Source organism: Massilia sp. TWP1-3-3, from assembly GCF_049897805.1.
Lineage (GTDB): Bacteria > Pseudomonadota > Gammaproteobacteria > Burkholderiales > Burkholderiaceae_D > Telluria_A.
Window position 1 is genome coordinate 175,508 of record NZ_JAFCWX010000004.1, and the last position, 16,328, is coordinate 191,835.

Annotated in this window: 15 protein-coding genes; 9 read left to right on the plus strand and 6 right to left on the minus strand. The window is 63.0% G+C overall.

The features are described from left to right. Positions 1–5 precede the first annotated feature (5 nt). From ACP7D4_RS05410 to ACP7D4_RS05420, 3 genes are read right to left on the minus strand one after another with little or no spacing between them, the layout of a single operon-like run. Entirely contained in the window at positions 6–746 is a 741-nt protein-coding gene (locus tag ACP7D4_RS05410) for an AIM24 family protein (RefSeq protein WP_426103980.1), read from the minus strand. A 3-nt stretch (positions 747–749) separates the two neighbouring features. After that, a complete protein-coding gene (locus tag ACP7D4_RS05415) occupies positions 750–1,391 on the minus strand; it encodes an AIM24 family protein (RefSeq protein ID WP_426208043.1) in 642 nt (213 codons plus the stop codon). A gap of 9 nt (positions 1,392–1,400) precedes the next feature. Continuing rightward, entirely contained in the window at positions 1,401–2,018 is a 618-nt protein-coding gene (locus ACP7D4_RS05420; protein WP_426208045.1) for an AIM24 family protein, read from the minus strand. Between the two features lie 190 nt (positions 2,019–2,208). Here ACP7D4_RS05420 and ACP7D4_RS05425 point away from each other — a divergent pair, with 190 nt between their 5' ends. Genes ACP7D4_RS05425 through ACP7D4_RS05435 form a run of 3 tightly spaced genes read left to right on the plus strand, consistent with a single transcriptional unit; the run spans position 2,209 to position 4,682 of the window. After that, the gene (locus ACP7D4_RS05425) at positions 2,209–2,376 is read left to right on the plus strand and encodes a hypothetical protein (protein WP_426208046.1); all 168 of its coding nucleotides are present in this window, start codon (positions 2,209–2,211) and stop codon (positions 2,374–2,376) included. 33 nt (positions 2,377–2,409) lie between these two features. Continuing rightward, positions 2,410–3,912: a sensor histidine kinase gene (locus ACP7D4_RS05430; protein ID WP_426208048.1), complete on the plus strand. Its 1,503-nt coding sequence runs from the start codon at positions 2,410–2,412 to the stop codon at positions 3,910–3,912. Positions 3,913–3,923: 11 nt separating this feature from the next. Next, positions 3,924–4,682 (plus strand): LytR/AlgR family response regulator transcription factor, encoded by a 759-nt coding sequence (locus tag ACP7D4_RS05435; protein ID WP_426208050.1) that lies wholly within the window; start codon positions 3,924–3,926, stop codon positions 4,680–4,682. 69 nt (positions 4,683–4,751) lie between these two features. Here ACP7D4_RS05435 and ACP7D4_RS05440 read toward each other — a convergent pair whose 3' ends face one another. Beyond that, positions 4,752–7,022, minus strand: coding sequence for a TonB-dependent receptor (locus ACP7D4_RS05440; protein ID WP_426208052.1), 2,271 nt, complete (start codon positions 7,020–7,022; stop codon positions 4,752–4,754). 406 nt (positions 7,023–7,428) lie between these two features. Here ACP7D4_RS05440 and tal point away from each other — a divergent pair, with 406 nt between their 5' ends. From tal to ACP7D4_RS05470, 6 genes are all read left to right on the plus strand, one after another. Further along, a complete protein-coding gene (tal, locus tag ACP7D4_RS05445; protein ID WP_426208054.1) occupies positions 7,429–8,508 on the plus strand; it encodes a transaldolase in 1,080 nt (359 codons plus the stop codon). Between the two features lie 90 nt (positions 8,509–8,598). Next, positions 8,599–9,603, plus strand: a complete 1,005-nt coding sequence (locus ACP7D4_RS05450) for a BMP family lipoprotein (RefSeq protein ID WP_426208056.1) — start codon at positions 8,599–8,601, stop codon at positions 9,601–9,603. An 89-nt stretch (positions 9,604–9,692) separates the two neighbouring features. Continuing rightward, positions 9,693–11,228 carry an ABC transporter ATP-binding protein gene (locus ACP7D4_RS05455; RefSeq protein WP_426103988.1) on the plus strand — a complete coding sequence of 512 codons (1,536 nt, stop codon included), beginning with the start codon at positions 9,693–9,695 and terminating at the stop codon, positions 11,226–11,228. Continuing rightward, positions 11,225–12,334 (plus strand): ABC transporter permease, encoded by a 1,110-nt coding sequence (locus tag ACP7D4_RS05460; protein WP_426103989.1) that lies wholly within the window; start codon positions 11,225–11,227, stop codon positions 12,332–12,334. The genes ACP7D4_RS05455 and ACP7D4_RS05460 overlap by 4 nt, the downstream gene beginning before the upstream one ends. Positions 12,335–12,337: 3 nt before the next feature. Next, positions 12,338–13,300: an ABC transporter permease gene (locus ACP7D4_RS05465; RefSeq protein WP_426103990.1), complete on the plus strand. Its 963-nt coding sequence runs from the start codon at positions 12,338–12,340 to the stop codon at positions 13,298–13,300. Continuing rightward, positions 13,297–14,196 (plus strand): alpha/beta hydrolase, encoded by a 900-nt coding sequence (locus ACP7D4_RS05470; protein ID WP_426208058.1) that lies wholly within the window; start codon positions 13,297–13,299, stop codon positions 14,194–14,196. Before ACP7D4_RS05465 ends, ACP7D4_RS05470 begins: the two co-directional genes overlap by 4 nt. Positions 14,197–14,301: 105 nt before the next feature. Here the strand turns inward: ACP7D4_RS05470 and ACP7D4_RS05475 are convergent, their stop codons facing one another. Then, positions 14,302–15,129: a MipA/OmpV family protein gene (locus ACP7D4_RS05475; RefSeq protein ID WP_426208060.1), complete on the minus strand. Its 828-nt coding sequence runs from the start codon at positions 15,127–15,129 to the stop codon at positions 14,302–14,304. A gap of 142 nt (positions 15,130–15,271) precedes the next feature. Next, a complete protein-coding gene (locus tag ACP7D4_RS05480; RefSeq protein ID WP_426208062.1) occupies positions 15,272–16,324 on the minus strand; it encodes a S1/P1 nuclease in 1,053 nt (350 codons plus the stop codon). Positions 16,325–16,328: the final 4 nt, after the last annotated feature.

The window sequence follows — 16,328 nt, forward strand, 5'->3', positions numbered from 1 at the left end:
TGCACCTACCGGCTACCCTTGGCCTGCGCCTGCGCCATGGCACTCACGGTGCCCAGCTCCGACGGCGACAGCAGTGACAGCTGCGAGATGACCTGCCCCAGCGCCGACGACTCATCGTTCAATGACATCTCCGACGACTGCACCAGCACCGTCCCGGCGCCGGTAAAATCCATCTGCTTTTCCTCGCCCGACAGCGTGAACCCGCTCAAGGCGCCGACGGCCGAAACAAAGCCGTTCACATACTCGTAGTCGTAGCGGTACGACGGCGTCGGGCAATCGGCCCACCCCAGCACGGCCTGCGAATCAACCCGGCACGGCAGGTCAAGGAAGTGCACCGGCCCATTGGACGACGCAATCACCTTGCCGGTGCCGATCATCGTCACAAAGCCAGGCTGGGTCGACTCCTGGCACACGACGTCCTTGGAAAACGCGAGCAGGTTCTTGGCGCGGATCGTCATGTTGGCCGCGTCCAGGTCGTAGCAGGCCAGGTCGTTGCCGTTGTCGCCCAAGATCAGCTGGCCCTTGCCTTGCACAACGACGAAATGGTGGACGTACTTGGGCGCGTTGAAGGCATGCCGCACCACCATCTCGAGGATGCTGGAACCCATCGCTTCAAATTGCAGGCCTCCGTAAAAGGCAATCATCTTGCCCTTGCGGATGAACATCTGGTCGTTCACGTCGATCACGAACGCGAAGCGGTTCAGGTTATCGTTCTTGGGCAATGTGCCGGGGTTGTAGGTCGTCATGGTTTACCTCTCGCTCGCTTGGATGTACACGGTGCCGCGGCCGGAAAATTTGATCTGGTACGACTCGCCCGAAGCCTGGCCTACAAAGGTCTTCCAGTTCAGATCCGTGACGATGCTCGATGCAAGTTCGCCGGTGTGGCCAATGTAAGCTTGCGGATCGACGAACACGGGGACGCTGTCGCTGACCGGCAGGCCGATGCAATTGCCGTCCGAAAGAATGGCCACGTCGCCCGTGCCGCGCAGCGTGGTCGTAAACAGCCCCTGGCCCGATACCGCCCCGCGCAGCACGCCGGAAACGCCACCCTGGTTACCGAGGAACATGGTGCCGGCGGTAAGGCGCGCGTCGAAGGCGAGCAGCGCGTCGCTCTCGACGTAAAAGGTTTCATTGCGCACCGGGACAATGGTCGCAAACAGGCCGTTGTGGGCGTAATACACCTTGCCGCTGCCCTTGGCGACCATCAGCGCGTAGCCTTCGTTGGTTACTGCGCGCATGGCCATGCTTTGTACTCCCTGCCCGGCGAGGAAGGAGCGGCTGAAGCTGACGTCGCCCTGGTAGGAAATCATCGCGCCTTTGCGGGCGAAGACTTCTTCGTTGGTGAGCTGGACTTCGACCATTTTTTCATTGATCTGCTGGTAGACAGGCATCGTGCGCTCCTAGCGTTCCGCGGGTTGAATGAAGACGACGCCGGTACCGGTAAATTTATGCTGGTACGATTCGCCCGAACTTTGCCCGACCATGGTTCTCCAGTTCACGTCGAACACGAACTCCTGCCGAATGTCGCCCTTGAAGCCGACAAAGGCGTCCGGGTCCACGCGCAGCGGCGTGTCGGGTGCTACTTCGAGCATGATCAGGTTGCCGGTCGAGATAATGGCGATGTGCCCTTTGCCTTCCACCGTGGTGCTGAACAGGCCCTGGCCCGAGGCGGCGCCGCGCAGGCCGGCGAAGCTGGTGCCGGTGGTGAGCGTGGTGTCGTAGGCAAGCAGGCTGCTGCTTTCGATGGTGAGCTTTTCGCCCGTCAATTCGATGACCGTGATTTCGGCCGCGTTCTGCGCAAAGAACACGGTGCCGGTGCCGGAAGCCTGCATTACCTGCATGCCTTCGGAGGTGACCTTGCGTTTCAAGGCGCCAAAAAAACCTTCGCCGCCGAGCAGCGATTTTTCAAACTTGATGGCGCCGGTATAGGCGACCATGGCGCCGGCAATGGCGAGAACTTTTTCGTCTTGCAGCGTCACTTCCAGCAAACGATCGGTATTGGTGCGAAAACTCGTCACGTGCTCTCCCAGACTGGTGGAAACGGAAGGCTGACAATACGCCACGCGGCCAATCCAGGCAAGATGTTTGCGTTCATCCTCCAAAATGCCCCGCCGATCCCGCCGGCGGCCTATGTCGTCGCAGCGCTGCCGCAACACCAGCTTGGTAACATACGCTGCAGTCTTCACTCACCCCCTCCAAGGTTCCGCCATGCCAGCATTCTCATGCGATACGCGCCCACCCGCTACCGACCTGCTGCCGCCCGAAGTATCGTTGACCAGCGGCTGGTTCAGCCGCGCGCGCAGCTTTCCGATTTTCAGCCACCGCTGGTGGCAGTACCGCAGCCGCGCGCTGGTCGCCGGCGGCTGCATCGCTTAGCTGATCCTGGGCGCGCTGATCGGCGCGCCGCTGGTGTTTCAAGGCGCCACGCAGATCGACTGGAGCAACGCGGGCTACGTGATGGCCGTGTTCCTGCTGCCCATGCTGACGCTGTGCCTGACCGGGCCGGGGCTGGCGGTGCTGGTGCGCCGGCGCGCCCTGCAGCGCTTTGAAACGGCAGCGCTTCTCGCCGTCATCCTGCTTGGCATGGCGCTGAGCGCCGCTTTCTTCGCCTATCTCGCGACGCGCTATGAACAGCCGCAACGCGACCAGGCGAACGGTGTGGTGGTTGCCAGGTTCGTGCCGCGCCTCAGGATCAGCGTGCAGCTTGAAGACGGCCAGGCACGTACCTATTGGCAGCATCCGGCCGCGCGCGCAGAAACGGAAGAACTCAAGGCCGCGCTGGCCGAGTACAAGGCCACCAACGCCGCCGCGCCCGTCGCGAGCAAGCCGCAGCCGACGATGGGCATGGACTGGACGCCGGCCGACGAGCAGGCCTACGCCGATATGGAAAAGATTGACACCGGCGTCCTTGCCGCCACGCCGGCGCGCAAGGCTGCCATTGAAACAGCGTACCGGCACGCGCGCGACAAGATTCGGCTGAACAATGAGCGGGTCGGCGCGCTCATCGGCAGCGGCATTCCCGACACGCCCATGACGGCGCGCCAGGATGCCGCCTTCAAGCGCCTGAGCGCGGCCAGCGCGCGCCTGGCCGCGGCCGTTGCGGTGCCGGCCAGTCCTGCACAAGGGCTGGTATCGCGCCAGATCGGCATACTCGCCGTGGCCATTCTCACGTGCGGCGTTTTCCTGCTGGTGTGCTGGCTCGGCGGCCTGGTCGACCTCTCCACCTATCTGCGCCAGCGCGGGCGCCTGGTCGACGTGCTGCAAAAAAAGGAACTCGAACGCGCGCGCGCAGACCGCAGCACCGCCGAACTGCGCCTGTCGGTGCTGGCCGCACAGGTCGAGCCCCACTTTTTGTTCAACACGCTGGCCAGCATCCGCTCCGCGATCGACACCGATCCGCAGCGCGCAGCCCACATCGTCGATCACATGGTAGCCTTCCTGCGTTCTGCGATTCCCCAGATGCGCGACGAAGCGGCCAACACCACGGTCACGCTGGACAGCCAACTGCACATGGCGCGCTGCTACCTGGCGCTGATGCATGAGCGGATGGCGCGCCTGCAGTTTTCGGTGCGGGCCGAAGCAGGACTGGACGCGACGCTGGTGACGCCGTTGATGCTTATCTCGCTGGTCGAAAACGCCGTCAAGCATGGCGTCGAACCAAAGATCGGCCCCGCGCACATCAGTGTTGCAGCGCGCCGCGCGGGCAGCGACAGTGCGCCGGAGCTTGAGATCAACGTTGGCGACGATGGCGTCGGCTTCGGCGACGCTGCAAGCGGCGATGGACTGGGCCTGGCGAATATCCACGAACGGCTGCGCAACTACTTTGGCCAGCGCGCCAGCCTGACGCTCAAGGCCTTGCCCGGCGGCGGCGTAGCCGCTATCCTGCGCCTGCCGCTCTCCTTCGAACACTGACCAGGGAAACCATGCCAACTGCGATCATCGCCGACGATGAAGAACTGCCGCGCAGCGCGCTGCGCCGCCTGCTGGCCGAAGTCTGGCCGGCGCTGGAGATCGTGGCCGAGTGCGAACACGGCACCGACGCGCTCGAAGCGATCTACCGGCACCAGCCCGACATCGCCTTTCTCGACATCCGCATGCCGGCCCTGAGCGGGCTTGACGTGGCCAAGGCAGCGGCCGGACGCTGCCGCGTTGTGTTCGTCACCGCCCACGACAGCCACGCCTTCGACGCCTTTTCGGCCGGCGCCATCGACTATCTGCTCAAGCCGGTGGTGCGTGCACGCCTGCTGCAAACCATCGACCGGCTGCGCGAGCGCGCGCGCCTGGCCCAGCCGGCGCCCGACATGGAAGAAATGATGGCCGAACTTGACCGCCGCATGCGCGCCGGCGGCAATGTGCAGCGGATCCGCTGGATCAGCGCCAGCGTGGGCGACACCATCAAGGTCATTCCCATCGACGATGTGATTTTCTTCCAGTCCGAGGAAAAGTACACGCGCGTGGTGACCGCCGGCGACGAAGCGCATGTGCGCAAACCGATCCGGGAACTGGTCGAAGGGCTCGATCCCGACCAGTTCTGGCAGGTGCACCGCGGCGTGATCGTGCGCGCGGCGGCGATCGAAAAAGTGCAGCGCGACGAGATGGGCCGCATCGTCATCGGCTTGCGCGGGCATGCCGACACACTCAAGGCAAGCCAGGCCTATGCATGGCGGTTTCGGCCCATGTAGATTGGACGGGGCAAAAGAAAAACCCCGCACACCTTGCGGCATGCGGGGCACCAGCGAAACCGCTGCGACTTAGAACGTCGCCTTCAACTGCACCCCCAGCGTGCGCGGCTCGTTGACCATGCCGGTCAGGTTGACAAACTCGATCGCGGCCACGGTCTGCACTTCATTGGTGATGTTGCGGGCAAAGGCGGCGACCTCATAGTTTTCCCACTTGTAGCCGACACGCAGCCCCCCTTCGAGCAAGGACTTGGCCTTGTATTCGGCGGCCGTGTACAGGAACATATTGTAGGTGCTGCGATACGCCCAGTCGGTGTACGCATATAATTCGCCACTGGCCACCGGCACGCTGTAGCGTAGCGTGAAGTTGCCCTGCCACTTGGGTGCGCGCGGCAGCGGGTTGCCGTTGATGTAGGCGGTACCGGCGAACGGGCCGAGCGTATCGTTGACGGTGCAGCCGGTGGCCGGATTGTTGGTGGCATTGCCGCAGGTTTGCACGAACAGCGAACCATCCTTGATCTCGGTGTCGTTGTAGCTGCCGCCGAGCGTCATGCGCAGCGAATCGGACAGGATCGCCTGGAAGTCGATTTCCGCGCCCTGGCCGGTTACCTTGTCGGCGTTTTTCAGCAGATTCATGTTCACTGTTCCCGAACCGGCGGTCAGCTGCTTGTCCTTGACTTCATACTTGAACACGCTGGCCGAAATGCGCGCGCGGCGGTCGAACAGATCCTGCTTGATGCCGGCCTCGATCGATACCGCTTTCTCGGCATCGGCAATCGATGCCTTGTCGCCAATGGCGAACAGGCGGCCCTGAATGCTCGGGGCGCGGTAACCGGTCGCCAGGCGCGCGAACAGATTGGTGTCCTTGTTCAGTTCAAAGGTCGCCGCCAGGTCGCCGCTGACATTATGCGAATCACGGGTGATCACTTCGTGGGTCGACTTGGGCGACTCCACGCGGTCTGCGGAGAAGTCCTTGCTGTCGTTGGTGTAACGCAGGCCAGCGCGCAGCTTCAGGCGCTCCGTTGCCGTGTAATTCAGGGAGCCGAAAGCGGCGTACGACTTGGTGGACTGGTACTGGCTGGAGTATTTCGGGCTTTGCGGGTTGCCCGCGGCGAGCGAATCGAAGCCGATGCTATCGATCTGCATTTCTTCAGAGAAGTAAAACAGGCCGGCAATCCACTGCAGCGGCCCCTTCGTGCTGGACTCCAGACGGAATTCCTGCGTGTATTGGTTATGCTTTGGCAGCAAGTCGGCCGTCTCGACGGAGAACGGGTTAAAGCCAGGCCCGGATTGCGGAATCTGGCAGAAGCTGCAGCCATAGCCGCCGTCGACGTCACCACGGCTGTAAAAGTCGGCAGTTTCATAGCCGGTGATCGAATGCAGCGTCAAGCCGTCAAAATCCCAGCGCAGGCGCGCGCTGGCGCCCTTGGTCTTGAGCCACTGCTCATTGCCGCCGTCGGTCGAATAGGAATCGTAGTCGAAGCCGTCGACCAGGTCGTTGGTGCCTTTCTTCATGATGTTGGCACGAAACAGCATCGCGCTGCCCTTCATGTCGCGCGCGTGCACATTGAATAGGGCGCTGAAATCCCGGCTCGGCTTGACCAGCAATTGCAGGCGCGCGGCGTGGTCGTTGTAGCCTTCAAATTCCTGGGTCGGCGCGCTCTTGCGCGTGTTGGTGACGCGGTCGTCGCGGTTTTGCGACTGCAGCGAAATGCGCGCTGCTATGGTGTCGCTGATGGGCAGGTTGTAGGCGCCCTCGACATTGAACGCGCCGTAGTTGCCAAAGCCGACGCTGCCGTAGCCTTCGGTCTTGCCGATCACCGGCTTGGCCGAATCGAACTTGATCACGCCGGCCGGCGAGTTGCGCCCGAACAGCGTGCCTTGCGGGCCGCGCAGCACTTCTACCTGGTCGACGTCAAAGACCGGGAAACCCTTGAGCATCGGGCTTTCCTGGACAATGTCGTCCACCACCAGGCCCACTGGTTGCGACGCGTTCAGGTCGAAATCGGTATTACCCTGGCCGCGGATGTAAAAGCGCGGGAACGAACGGCCGTAGTCGGACTCGACCACGAGGCTTGGCGCGCGGCCGGACAGGAAACGGATGTCCTGGCCACCGGAGGTCAGCACGTCGAGCCTGTCGCCCTTGATCGCGGTGATTGCCATCGGCACGTCCTTGATGTTCTCGGAGCGGCGCTGGGCAGTCACGATGACCGTTTCGAGCTGGCCTTTGACGTTGGCCACGGGCTGGGTGTCTTGCGCCATTGCTGTGTGCAGTGGAAAGGCGCCGGCGATTGCCAAGGCGATCAGCGAACGGTGTGCGAAGTGCCTGCTCTTGTGTGTCATGCGATAACCTTTACGTGGTCCAACTTTGGTTGATCAATCAGCCCGTCATCTATAGCCAAATTACCTTTTGTTCGTCAAAAGGTAGTGGGCATCCTAGCATGAAAAGAAATGCTCGGAAATCATGAACTTCCCCACTTCATTTATATTTTGATTATATAAATGGCGAACTAAAATCGTATTTGCCATACATATTGGCACTGGTGCATAGTTCTGAAGCTGCGCTGCCGCCCTCCCTGCCCCGCCTATGGCGCAATCCGCCCGGCGCCGGGCACCATGGCGATTCATGCACCATTTGGCATGGCGCCGATAATGCTCGTTTAGGTATGTCTAGTGAGAAAAACATTTGTCGGCCAGCGCAGCACCTGTTGCAACCATACGACACGATTCGCCGCCAGGAAACTTCGCAATGACCGAAACCAGCGCTTTTACCAGCCGCCTCAAGGCGGTTGCCGCACTGGGCCAGCAAGTCTGGCTCGATAACCTGAGCCATGAGCTGGTGTCTTCCGGCGCGCTGGCCGCCTGGATCCGCGACGACGGCGTGCAAGGGGTGACCTCGAATCCTTCCATTTTCTACAATGCGATCCGCAGCGATCCGGCCTACCAGGCGGCACTGCCCGCCTTGCGCCTGGCCTTCGACAACCTTGACGCGCGCTTTGAAGCGCTGGTGTTGCCCGATGTGCAGCGCGCCTGCGACCTGTTCGCGCCGCTGTATGCCGAAAGCGATGGCAAGTCCGGCTTTGTCAGCTTTGAAGTGGCGCCGCGCCTGGCGCACGACGCCGCCGGCACCGTGGCCGACAGCGCGCGCCTGTGGGCCGCCATCGACCGTCCCAACGCAATGATCAAGATTCCAGCCACCGAAGCCGGCATCGCCGCGCTGGAAGAGGTCATTTTTGCCGGCATCAACGTCAACGTCACACTGATCTTCGGGCCGCGCCAGCTGGCCGCCGTGCGCGCCGCACACCGGCGCGGCCTGGCCCGGCGCCTGGAAGCGAGACTGTCGGTGCAGCGCATCGCCAGCGTGGCGAGCGTGTTCATCAGCCGGGTTGACGCCGCCGTCGATGCGCTGCTGCCGGCCGGCGCCGCGCACCTGAAAGGCCGCGCCGCGATTGCCGCCGCGCGCCTGGCCTACCGCGACTTTTGCGCCGACAGCAGCTTTGCCGTGTTTGCCGCATTCGGCGCCACGCCGCAATGGCTGCTGTGGGCCAGCACCGGCACCAAGGACCCGGCCATGCGCGACGTGGCATATGTCGAAGAACTGATCGGGGGCGCCACCGTCAACACCGTGCCCGACGCCACGCTGGCCGCTTTTCGCGACCATGGCGAAGCACGCTTGTCGTTGGCCGAAGGGGAGCAGGAAGCCCAGGCCGTCTTGCTGCAACTGGGCCGGCATGGCATCGATCTCGATACAATTGGTAACGACCTCTTGTGCAAAGGCCTGACACAATTCGAGCAAGCCCACGCCAGTTTGCTCGCGTTGCTTGCATAGATTACGCAAATGCAACGTGCAAATGCAACGTGCAACACCAATGCGGCTGGTGTGCCGGGTACAATATTGATATTCCCCCAGGAGTTACAGATGAAACTTAAGCAACTCACGCAATTGACTGTCACGATCGCGGCGCTGTGCGTCGCAGCAGGCGCCAGTGCGGCCACTCCAAAGCTGGCGATCGTGTACGACGCGGGCGGCAAATTCGACAAGTCATTCAACCAGTCCGCTTTTGAAGGCGCCGAGCGCTTCAAGAAGGAAACCGGCATCGCCTACATGGAAGCGCAGGCGTCGAGCGACACCCAGGCCGAGCAAATGCTGCGCAACCTGGCGCGCAAGCAGATGGACCTGATTGCAGCGATCGGCTTTTCGCAGACCCAGGCCGTGCAAAAGGTCGCCAAGGAGTTTCCAAAAGTCCATTTTGTATTGATCGACTCGATCGCCAAGGGCGACAATGTCAATTCGGTCCTGTTCAGGGAAGAAGAAGGCTCTTACCTGGTCGGCGTGGCTGCGGCCCTGTCGTCCAAGACCAAGAAGATCGGCTTTGTGGGCGGGATGGACATTCCCCTGATCCGCACCTTCAATTGCGGCTACGCCCAGGGCGCCAAGGCGGCCAACCCGAAGACTGAAAACTTCAGCAACATGGTCGGCACCACCAGCGCGGCCTGGAACAATCCGGCCAAGGGTGCTGAGCTGGCGCGCGCCCAATTTGACCGCGGCGTGGACGTGGTGTTTGCCGTGGCCGGCGGCAGCGGCATGGGCACGCTGCAAACGGCCAAGGAAAAAGGCAAGCTGGCCATTGGCGTGGACTCCAACCAGAACTACATCCACCCGGGCACCATGCTGACCTCGATGGTCAAGCATGTGGACACGGCGATCTACGACTCGTTCATGCAAATGAAAAACGGCACCTGGAAAGCCGGCGTCACCTACAAGGGCTTGAAAGAAGGCGGCGTGGACTGGGTCGTCGACAAGGACAACCGCAAGGTGGTCTCGCCCGAGGTGGAAAAGAAGGTCAACGAAGCGAAGACCAACATCATCAACGGCAAAATCAAGGTGCACGACTACCGCACCACCAGTACCTGCCCGGTCTGATTTTTTCGTCGCCGACAAAAGCGCGCCGCGCCGGTTCCCCCGGTCCGGCGCGCTTTTGAAATTATCCAATGATCCACCATGGTCCACTTATGCAGCCAGCTGTAGAATTTCGCAAAATTTGCAAAGCCTTCGGGGCGGTGCAGGCGAACGCCGACGTCAGCTTTTCGATTGCCAAGGGCTCGATCCATGGCGTGATCGGCGAGAACGGGGCCGGCAAGTCGACCCTGATGAGCATCCTGTACGGCTACTACCAGGCCGACAGTGGCCAGATCGCCATCGATGGCAAGGCGTGCCAGATCCGCACCAGCCACGCAGCCATCGAGATGGGCATCGGCATGGTGCACCAGCACTTCATGCTGGTCGATAATATGACCGTGCTCGACAACGTCATGCTCGGTTCGGAAGGCGCCTTTTGGCTCAAGCAAAACCGCAGCAAGGTCGAAGCGACGCTGCGCGAGATCTGCCAGCGCTACCGGCTCGACGTCGACCCGCTGGCTGTGATCGAAGAGCTGTCGGTGGGCGCCCAGCAGCGCGTGGAAATCCTCAAGCAGATCTACCGCAGCGCCAATATCCTGATCCTCGACGAGCCCACCGCGGTGCTCACAGCGCAGGAAACGGCGTCGCTGTTCGACATCCTGCGCCTGTTCAAGGAGCAGGGAAAAACCATCATCCTGATCACCCACAAGCTGGGCGAGATCATGGACATTACCGACGAAGTGACCGTCATGCGCGGCGGGCGCGTGGCCGGCGCGGTGCGCACCGCCGCCACCTCGAAAGAAGAACTGGCCAACATGATGGTCGGGCGCCCGATTGAAAGCGTGCTGCCGCGCGCACCGTTCAAGCCGGGCGCGCCGGTGCTGCAGGTCGAAGGCTTGCAACTGACCGACCAGAGCGGCGTGCGCCTGCTGGCCGACATCGACCTGACGCTGCGCGCGGGCGAAATCGTGGCCATTGCCGGCGTATCGGGCAACGGCCAGAGCCAGCTGCTGGAAATTTTGTCCGGCATGCGCGTGCCCAGCGCCGGCAAGGTGTCGCTGCTTGGCAAACTGCTGCCGTTCGGACGGCGGCGCGAAGCGGACGGCTTGCCGGCGCGGTTTCGCGAGCTGGGCATCGGCCACGTGCCGGAAGACCGGCTGCGCGACGGCGTGATCAAGGATTTCACGGTCATGGAAAACACTGTGTTCGGCTACCAGGACCGGGGCGAAGTCAAGGGCAAGAGCGGCCTGTTCGACTTCAAGGCCATCGCGGCGCGCTGCGCGCACCTGCTGCAAGCGTTCGACGTGCGCCCGAATAACCCGAACCTGCGCATTGGCCTGCTCTCGGGCGGCAACCAGCAAAAGGTGGTGATCGCGCGCGAAGTGTCGGCCAAGCCAAAGCTGATGCTGGTCGGGCAGCCCACGCGCGGGGTCGACATCGGCACCATTGAAAGCATCCACACCCAGCTGTTGCGCATGCGCGACGAAGGCGTGGCCATCTTGCTGGTGTCGGTCGAACTGGAGGAAGTGCGGGCGCTGGCCGACCGCATCGTCGTCATGTCGGGCGGACGCATTACCGGCGAACTTAATATTGAAGACTTCGACACCACCCGCATCGGTTTGCTGATGGGCGGGATGCATAGATCATGAAAAAAACCGTCATGAAAACGATCGGCATGAAAACGACCGAACTGCCACGCTGGGCGACTGCCGTCGCCATGCCCCTGCTAAACCTGCTGACAGCCTTGCTGGTGGCCGCGCTGGTGATCCGCCTGCTCGGCGAAAGCCCGATCGAGTCGCTCAAGATCCTGATCGAAGGCTCGGTGCTCACCATGGCCAACCTGGGCTACACCCTGTTTTACGCGACCACCTTCATCTTTACCGGCTTGTCGGTGTCGATTGCGATGAAGGCCGGCCTGTTCAACATCGGCAGCGAAGGCCAGATGTATATCGGCGGCCTGGGGCTGACGGCCGCCATGCTCACGCTCGACGAGCGCCTGCCTGCCCTGCTACTCATCCCCCTGGCAATTGGCGCCAGCGCCCTGTTCGGTGCGCTGTGGGCATTTTTGCCCGGCTACCTGCAGGCCAAGCGCGGCAGCCACGTGGTGGTCACCACCATCATGTTCAACTTTATCGCCGCCAGCCTGATGAATTTTGCGATCATCAAACTGATTCCGGCCGGCTCGCAAAACACCGCCACGCGCGAATTTGCCGAAGCAGGCGCCTTGCCGCGCCTGTCGCAATGGATCAGCGACCTGGCCGACGCGCCGCTCAACATCGCCTTTTTGCTCGCCATTGCAGCGCTGGCGGTGTACGGCGTGGTGGTGTGGCGCTCGCCATGGGGCTACAAGCTGCGCGCCACGGGCTTGAACGCCAACGCCGCCCATTATGCGGGCGTCTCGATCAGCACCATGATCATCGTCGCCATGCTGCTCTCGGGCGCGCTGGCGGGCCTGGGCGCGGTCAACTCGATCATGGGCTCGACCCACTACCTGTCGCTCAACTTCCCGGCCGGCGCCGGCTTTATCGGCATTGCGGTGGCGCTGATGGGCCGCCAGCACCCGGTCGGCATTTTCCTCTCGAGCGTGCTGTTCGGCGCGCTGATCCAGGGCGCCGGCGAACTGTCGTTCCAGAAGCCCGCCATCCCGGTCGAGACGCTGGTGTTCATCCAGGGCTTGATCATCCTGTTTTGCGGCGCGATGGAGAACCTGTACGGTCCCGCCCTGCTGAAACTGTTCAACGCAGGGAAGAAATAAGCCATGCTCGATACCCTCAGCGCCATTATCGTGTCGACCATTCACAATGCGCCGGTCCTCATTTTCGCCGGCATGGCGGGCCTGTTCGCCGAACGCAGCGGCGTCATCGATCTCGCCCTTGAAGGCAAGATGCTGGCCAGCGCCTTCGCCTCGGCGGCGGTGGCTTTCTCCACCCAGAACGTCTGGCTCGGCATCGGCGCCGGCATGCTGGTGTCGGCGCTGGTGGCGCTGGTCCAGGGCTTTGTCAGCATCACCCAGCGCGGCAACCAGCTCGTTGGCGGCATCGCCATCAACATCACCATGAGCGGCCTGACCTTCGTGCTGGCGCAGTACTTTTTTGCGCAAGGCGGGCAGACGCCGAACCTGGGCGACAACCGCCTGGCCGAAATTGTCTTGCCGGGCACCGCGGCGCTGGCCGACATTCCTTTCCTGGGCTGGTTTTACAGCCATATCCTAGGCGGGCATACGGTGCTGGTCTACATGGCCTTTGCGCTGATCCCGCTGGTGCACTTTGTGCTGTACCACAGCCGCTTTGGCCTGCGCCTGCGCGCCTGCGGCGAGAACCCGCACGCGGCCGACGCTGCGGGCGTCAACGTGCAGCGCACGCGCTACCTGGCCATGCTGATCGCCGGCGTGCTGTGCGCGTTTTCGGGCGCCTATGTGTCGATCGTGCAGAGCGGCTTCTTTTTAAAGGACATGACGGCGGGCGCAGGCTACCTGGCGCTGACGGCCATGGTATTTGGTAACTGGCGCCCGCTCTACACGGCCCTCGGCTGCCTGATGTTCGGCTTTTTTGGCGCCTTGCAGGTGCAGCTTGAAGGCGTGGACTTGCCCGTGGTGGGCACCATTCCTGGTTCGCTGATCCAGATGATTCCGTACGTGGTGACGGTGATCGTGCTGGCCGGCCTGATGGCCAAGTCGGTCGCGCCCAAGGCGATCGGAAAGCCTTTCGTCAAGTCGCGTTGAACCAGCGGGCAAAGCGCGGGGCAGTCGCTTTCGCCTGCTTGTCCGTGCTGGCCGCCGGCGCCGTGTTCGGCGCCGGCGAATATCTCAGTGCCGCCGCCCGCCATCCGGTGGGCGCTCCCCCTGCCACGCTGTTTGCCACCCCGGTCGTCATCCCAAGTGCCCAGGGCGACGTGGCCGGATGGGTCGCACGCGGCGCCGGCCACGGCGCGGTGCTGCTGCTGCACGGCGTGCGTTCGGACCGGCGCCAGATGCAGGACCGGGCGCTGTTTTTGAACCGGCTTGGCTACAGCGTGCTGCTGATCGACCTGGCCTCGCACGGCGAGAGCGAGGGCAAGCGGATTACCTTCGGCGCGCATGAAGCGCACAGCGTGCGCGCCGCGCTCGCTTACCTGCGGCGCGGCCTTCCCGGTGAAAAGATCGCCGTGATCGGCGTCTCGCTCGGCGCGGCGTCGGTGGTGCTGTCCACGCCTGGCCAGGGCATCGATGCGCTGGTGGTCGAATCGATGTACCCGACTATTGACGAGGCGGTGGAGAACCGGCTGGCCGCGCGCCTGGGCCCTGCCGGCAGGTGGGCCGCGCCACTGCTGCTGCAACAGATCCCCTTGCGTACCGACGTGTCGCTCGCCGCGCTGCGTCCGGTGGAGGCGATGGCGCGCGTTACGTGTCCGGTGTTCGTCATTGGCGGGGCAGCCGACGTGCAAACGCCCGCCGGCGAGACACGCCGTATTTTCGCGGCGGCGAACCAACCAAAGCAGTTATGGATCGTCGACGGCGCGGCGCATGTGGACTTGCACGGGTATGCTGGCGATGAATACGAACGGCGGGTTGGCCAGTTCCTGGGGCGTTACCTGGGGCGTAAGCCGTTCATGCAAGGTCTGGCGCAGAGCGAAAAGTAGGTCGCAAAAGCGAACGCGCATTCCGCCATGAGCCGCCAGCGACACGTGCCGGATCGGAGTGAGGCCCAATCCATGCTTTATCCTCACGTCCTCGATGCGGTAACATCACTCTGCGCGCGTCGCCATCCTGGCCGAACGCTTGATGGTCCAGGCAAAACCAGCGCCGACGGAAGCGCCGGTCGAGCGCTTCATCAGCGGACTGTCGCGGTTGACGGCATTGGCGTAACTTTCGTAGCGCATGAAGGCGAACATGCGCACGTCGCGATTGAGCATGCGCGAACCGGACAAGCCCGCGCGCACCAGCATCAGCCCGGCGCTCGCCTCGTATGCCGGGCGCGCCAAAGTGGCAAATTGCGGTGCTACTTCATAAAAGTAGCGGTTGATCTTGTTATTGCCGAACACCATGCCGACATGCGCATCCACGCTCCACTTGCCGCCCGGCGCGTCCAGCTCGTAGACCAGCTTGGGTTCAAAAGTGATGCCCTGGGTGCGCACGCCGCTACGCGCCTCGATCACCGCGCGCAGCGGCAGGTCCAGCCGCAGGCCGCTGTCGGGCGTGGGTTTCAGCAGGCGCACCTTGATGCGCGGGCCAAATTCAAGCAGCGTGCCAAGGTCGTTCATGCCGGCGCGGGCGCGCACGTCGTCGGAGCGCGCCGGCAGCGAGGCCGCCAGGCCCAGGTCGAGCTCGACCCGCTCGCTTTCAAACAGGCGCATCCCGATGCCCGACTGGTCGGCGCGGAACACCTGGCCGCGGTAGATCACGAAAGGCACAAGCAGCGAGCGCGACGAGCGGTCTTCGGACCCGGGATAGGCCGGCGTGGAGGCAGTGCCGCCCAAAACGCCCACTTCCCACAGCGGCAAGTCGGCAGCGCTGGCACCGAGCGACAGTGTTGCCGCGGCGGCGGTAAAGATACAACGGTTTAACCAGGTCATGCGGTGTCCTTTTGGCATCCATTCAATTGCTCGAATTGTGCCAGAGGAAGCGGTTTGCCGTACAGATAACATTGAATAGCGCAGCACCAGTCCATCGCCACCGCCCGTTCCGGTCCGTCGACATCTTCCCCGGGGGAGGTGCTTAGGGCCAGATGGTTTGCAACAATTGCGCCAGGTGGTAGCCGCCCTTGACCAGCTGCGTGCGCGCCAGCGCCGAACTTGGCACCGGATAGTTTGGCCCCATTTCCAGCGCAAAAGTGTACACCGTCTCGCCCTTGCTGCTCACGCGCGCATCGCGCTTGCCGAGCGTGACGTCGGTGTGAGCCAGCTTGGCCGCCACCAGCGCGTCGTCGGCCCATTGATAAGGCCAGCTGGTAACCGGCCCCGTGTTCATCGTCACCAGCGGTTTGCCGTCGATCATTTTCTGGGCGAAGTCGGCCGGCGAGCGCGTGCTCGAGCGGCGCATCGCATAGTCGACCACGGTGCTGTCCCAGTAGCTGTGAAATGGCTTGCTGGGCCATTTTTTCTCGCCCGGCTGCAGCGCGCGCGCTTCGCCTTCGATCAGGCCCTTGCTCATGGTGTCGAGCTTGGCATCGTCGAGCATCAGGTTGTTGCCGCCGCGCGACTCGAACATGTTGATGGCGTCGATTTCCGCCTTTTTGCCGGGCACTACGAACTTGCCGTCGGCGCTGACGTAGGCCGCGCCCATGTGCAATGGCTGGTGAATGTCGCCCACCATATGCGCCACCAGCAGCAGCGCCTGGCGCTTGGTGAAGCCGTGCGGATTGCTGACGAGGTCGCCCTTGCCTTGCAGCACGGCAATCGCTTGCTTGAGCGTTTGCACGATGTCCACGTCCGAGCCGCCGACCACGCCGTCATGGTAGTGCTCGAGCTGGAACGGCACGTTGGCGTAGTGGTATTCCTGGTGGCGCGGATTGACGGTGGTGTAGCCCAGCTGTTCTTCGGTGGCGGGCGCGTAACCGACGCCGCCCTTGGCGCTGTCGGCCCAGTTGGTGATCGATTCGAGCGTTTCGCCCGGCAACAGCAAGGCGGCGATCTGCTTTTCGGCATTGCTGCCCTTGATCAGTTTTTCGGCGATGGCGCCGACCGCGCGGTGGCCGTCGCCGCCCCAGGCCAGGGCGCCCTGCGACAGGAAAGCGCTGGACAATGCCAGTACGCAAGCGAGTTTTTTCATGGAT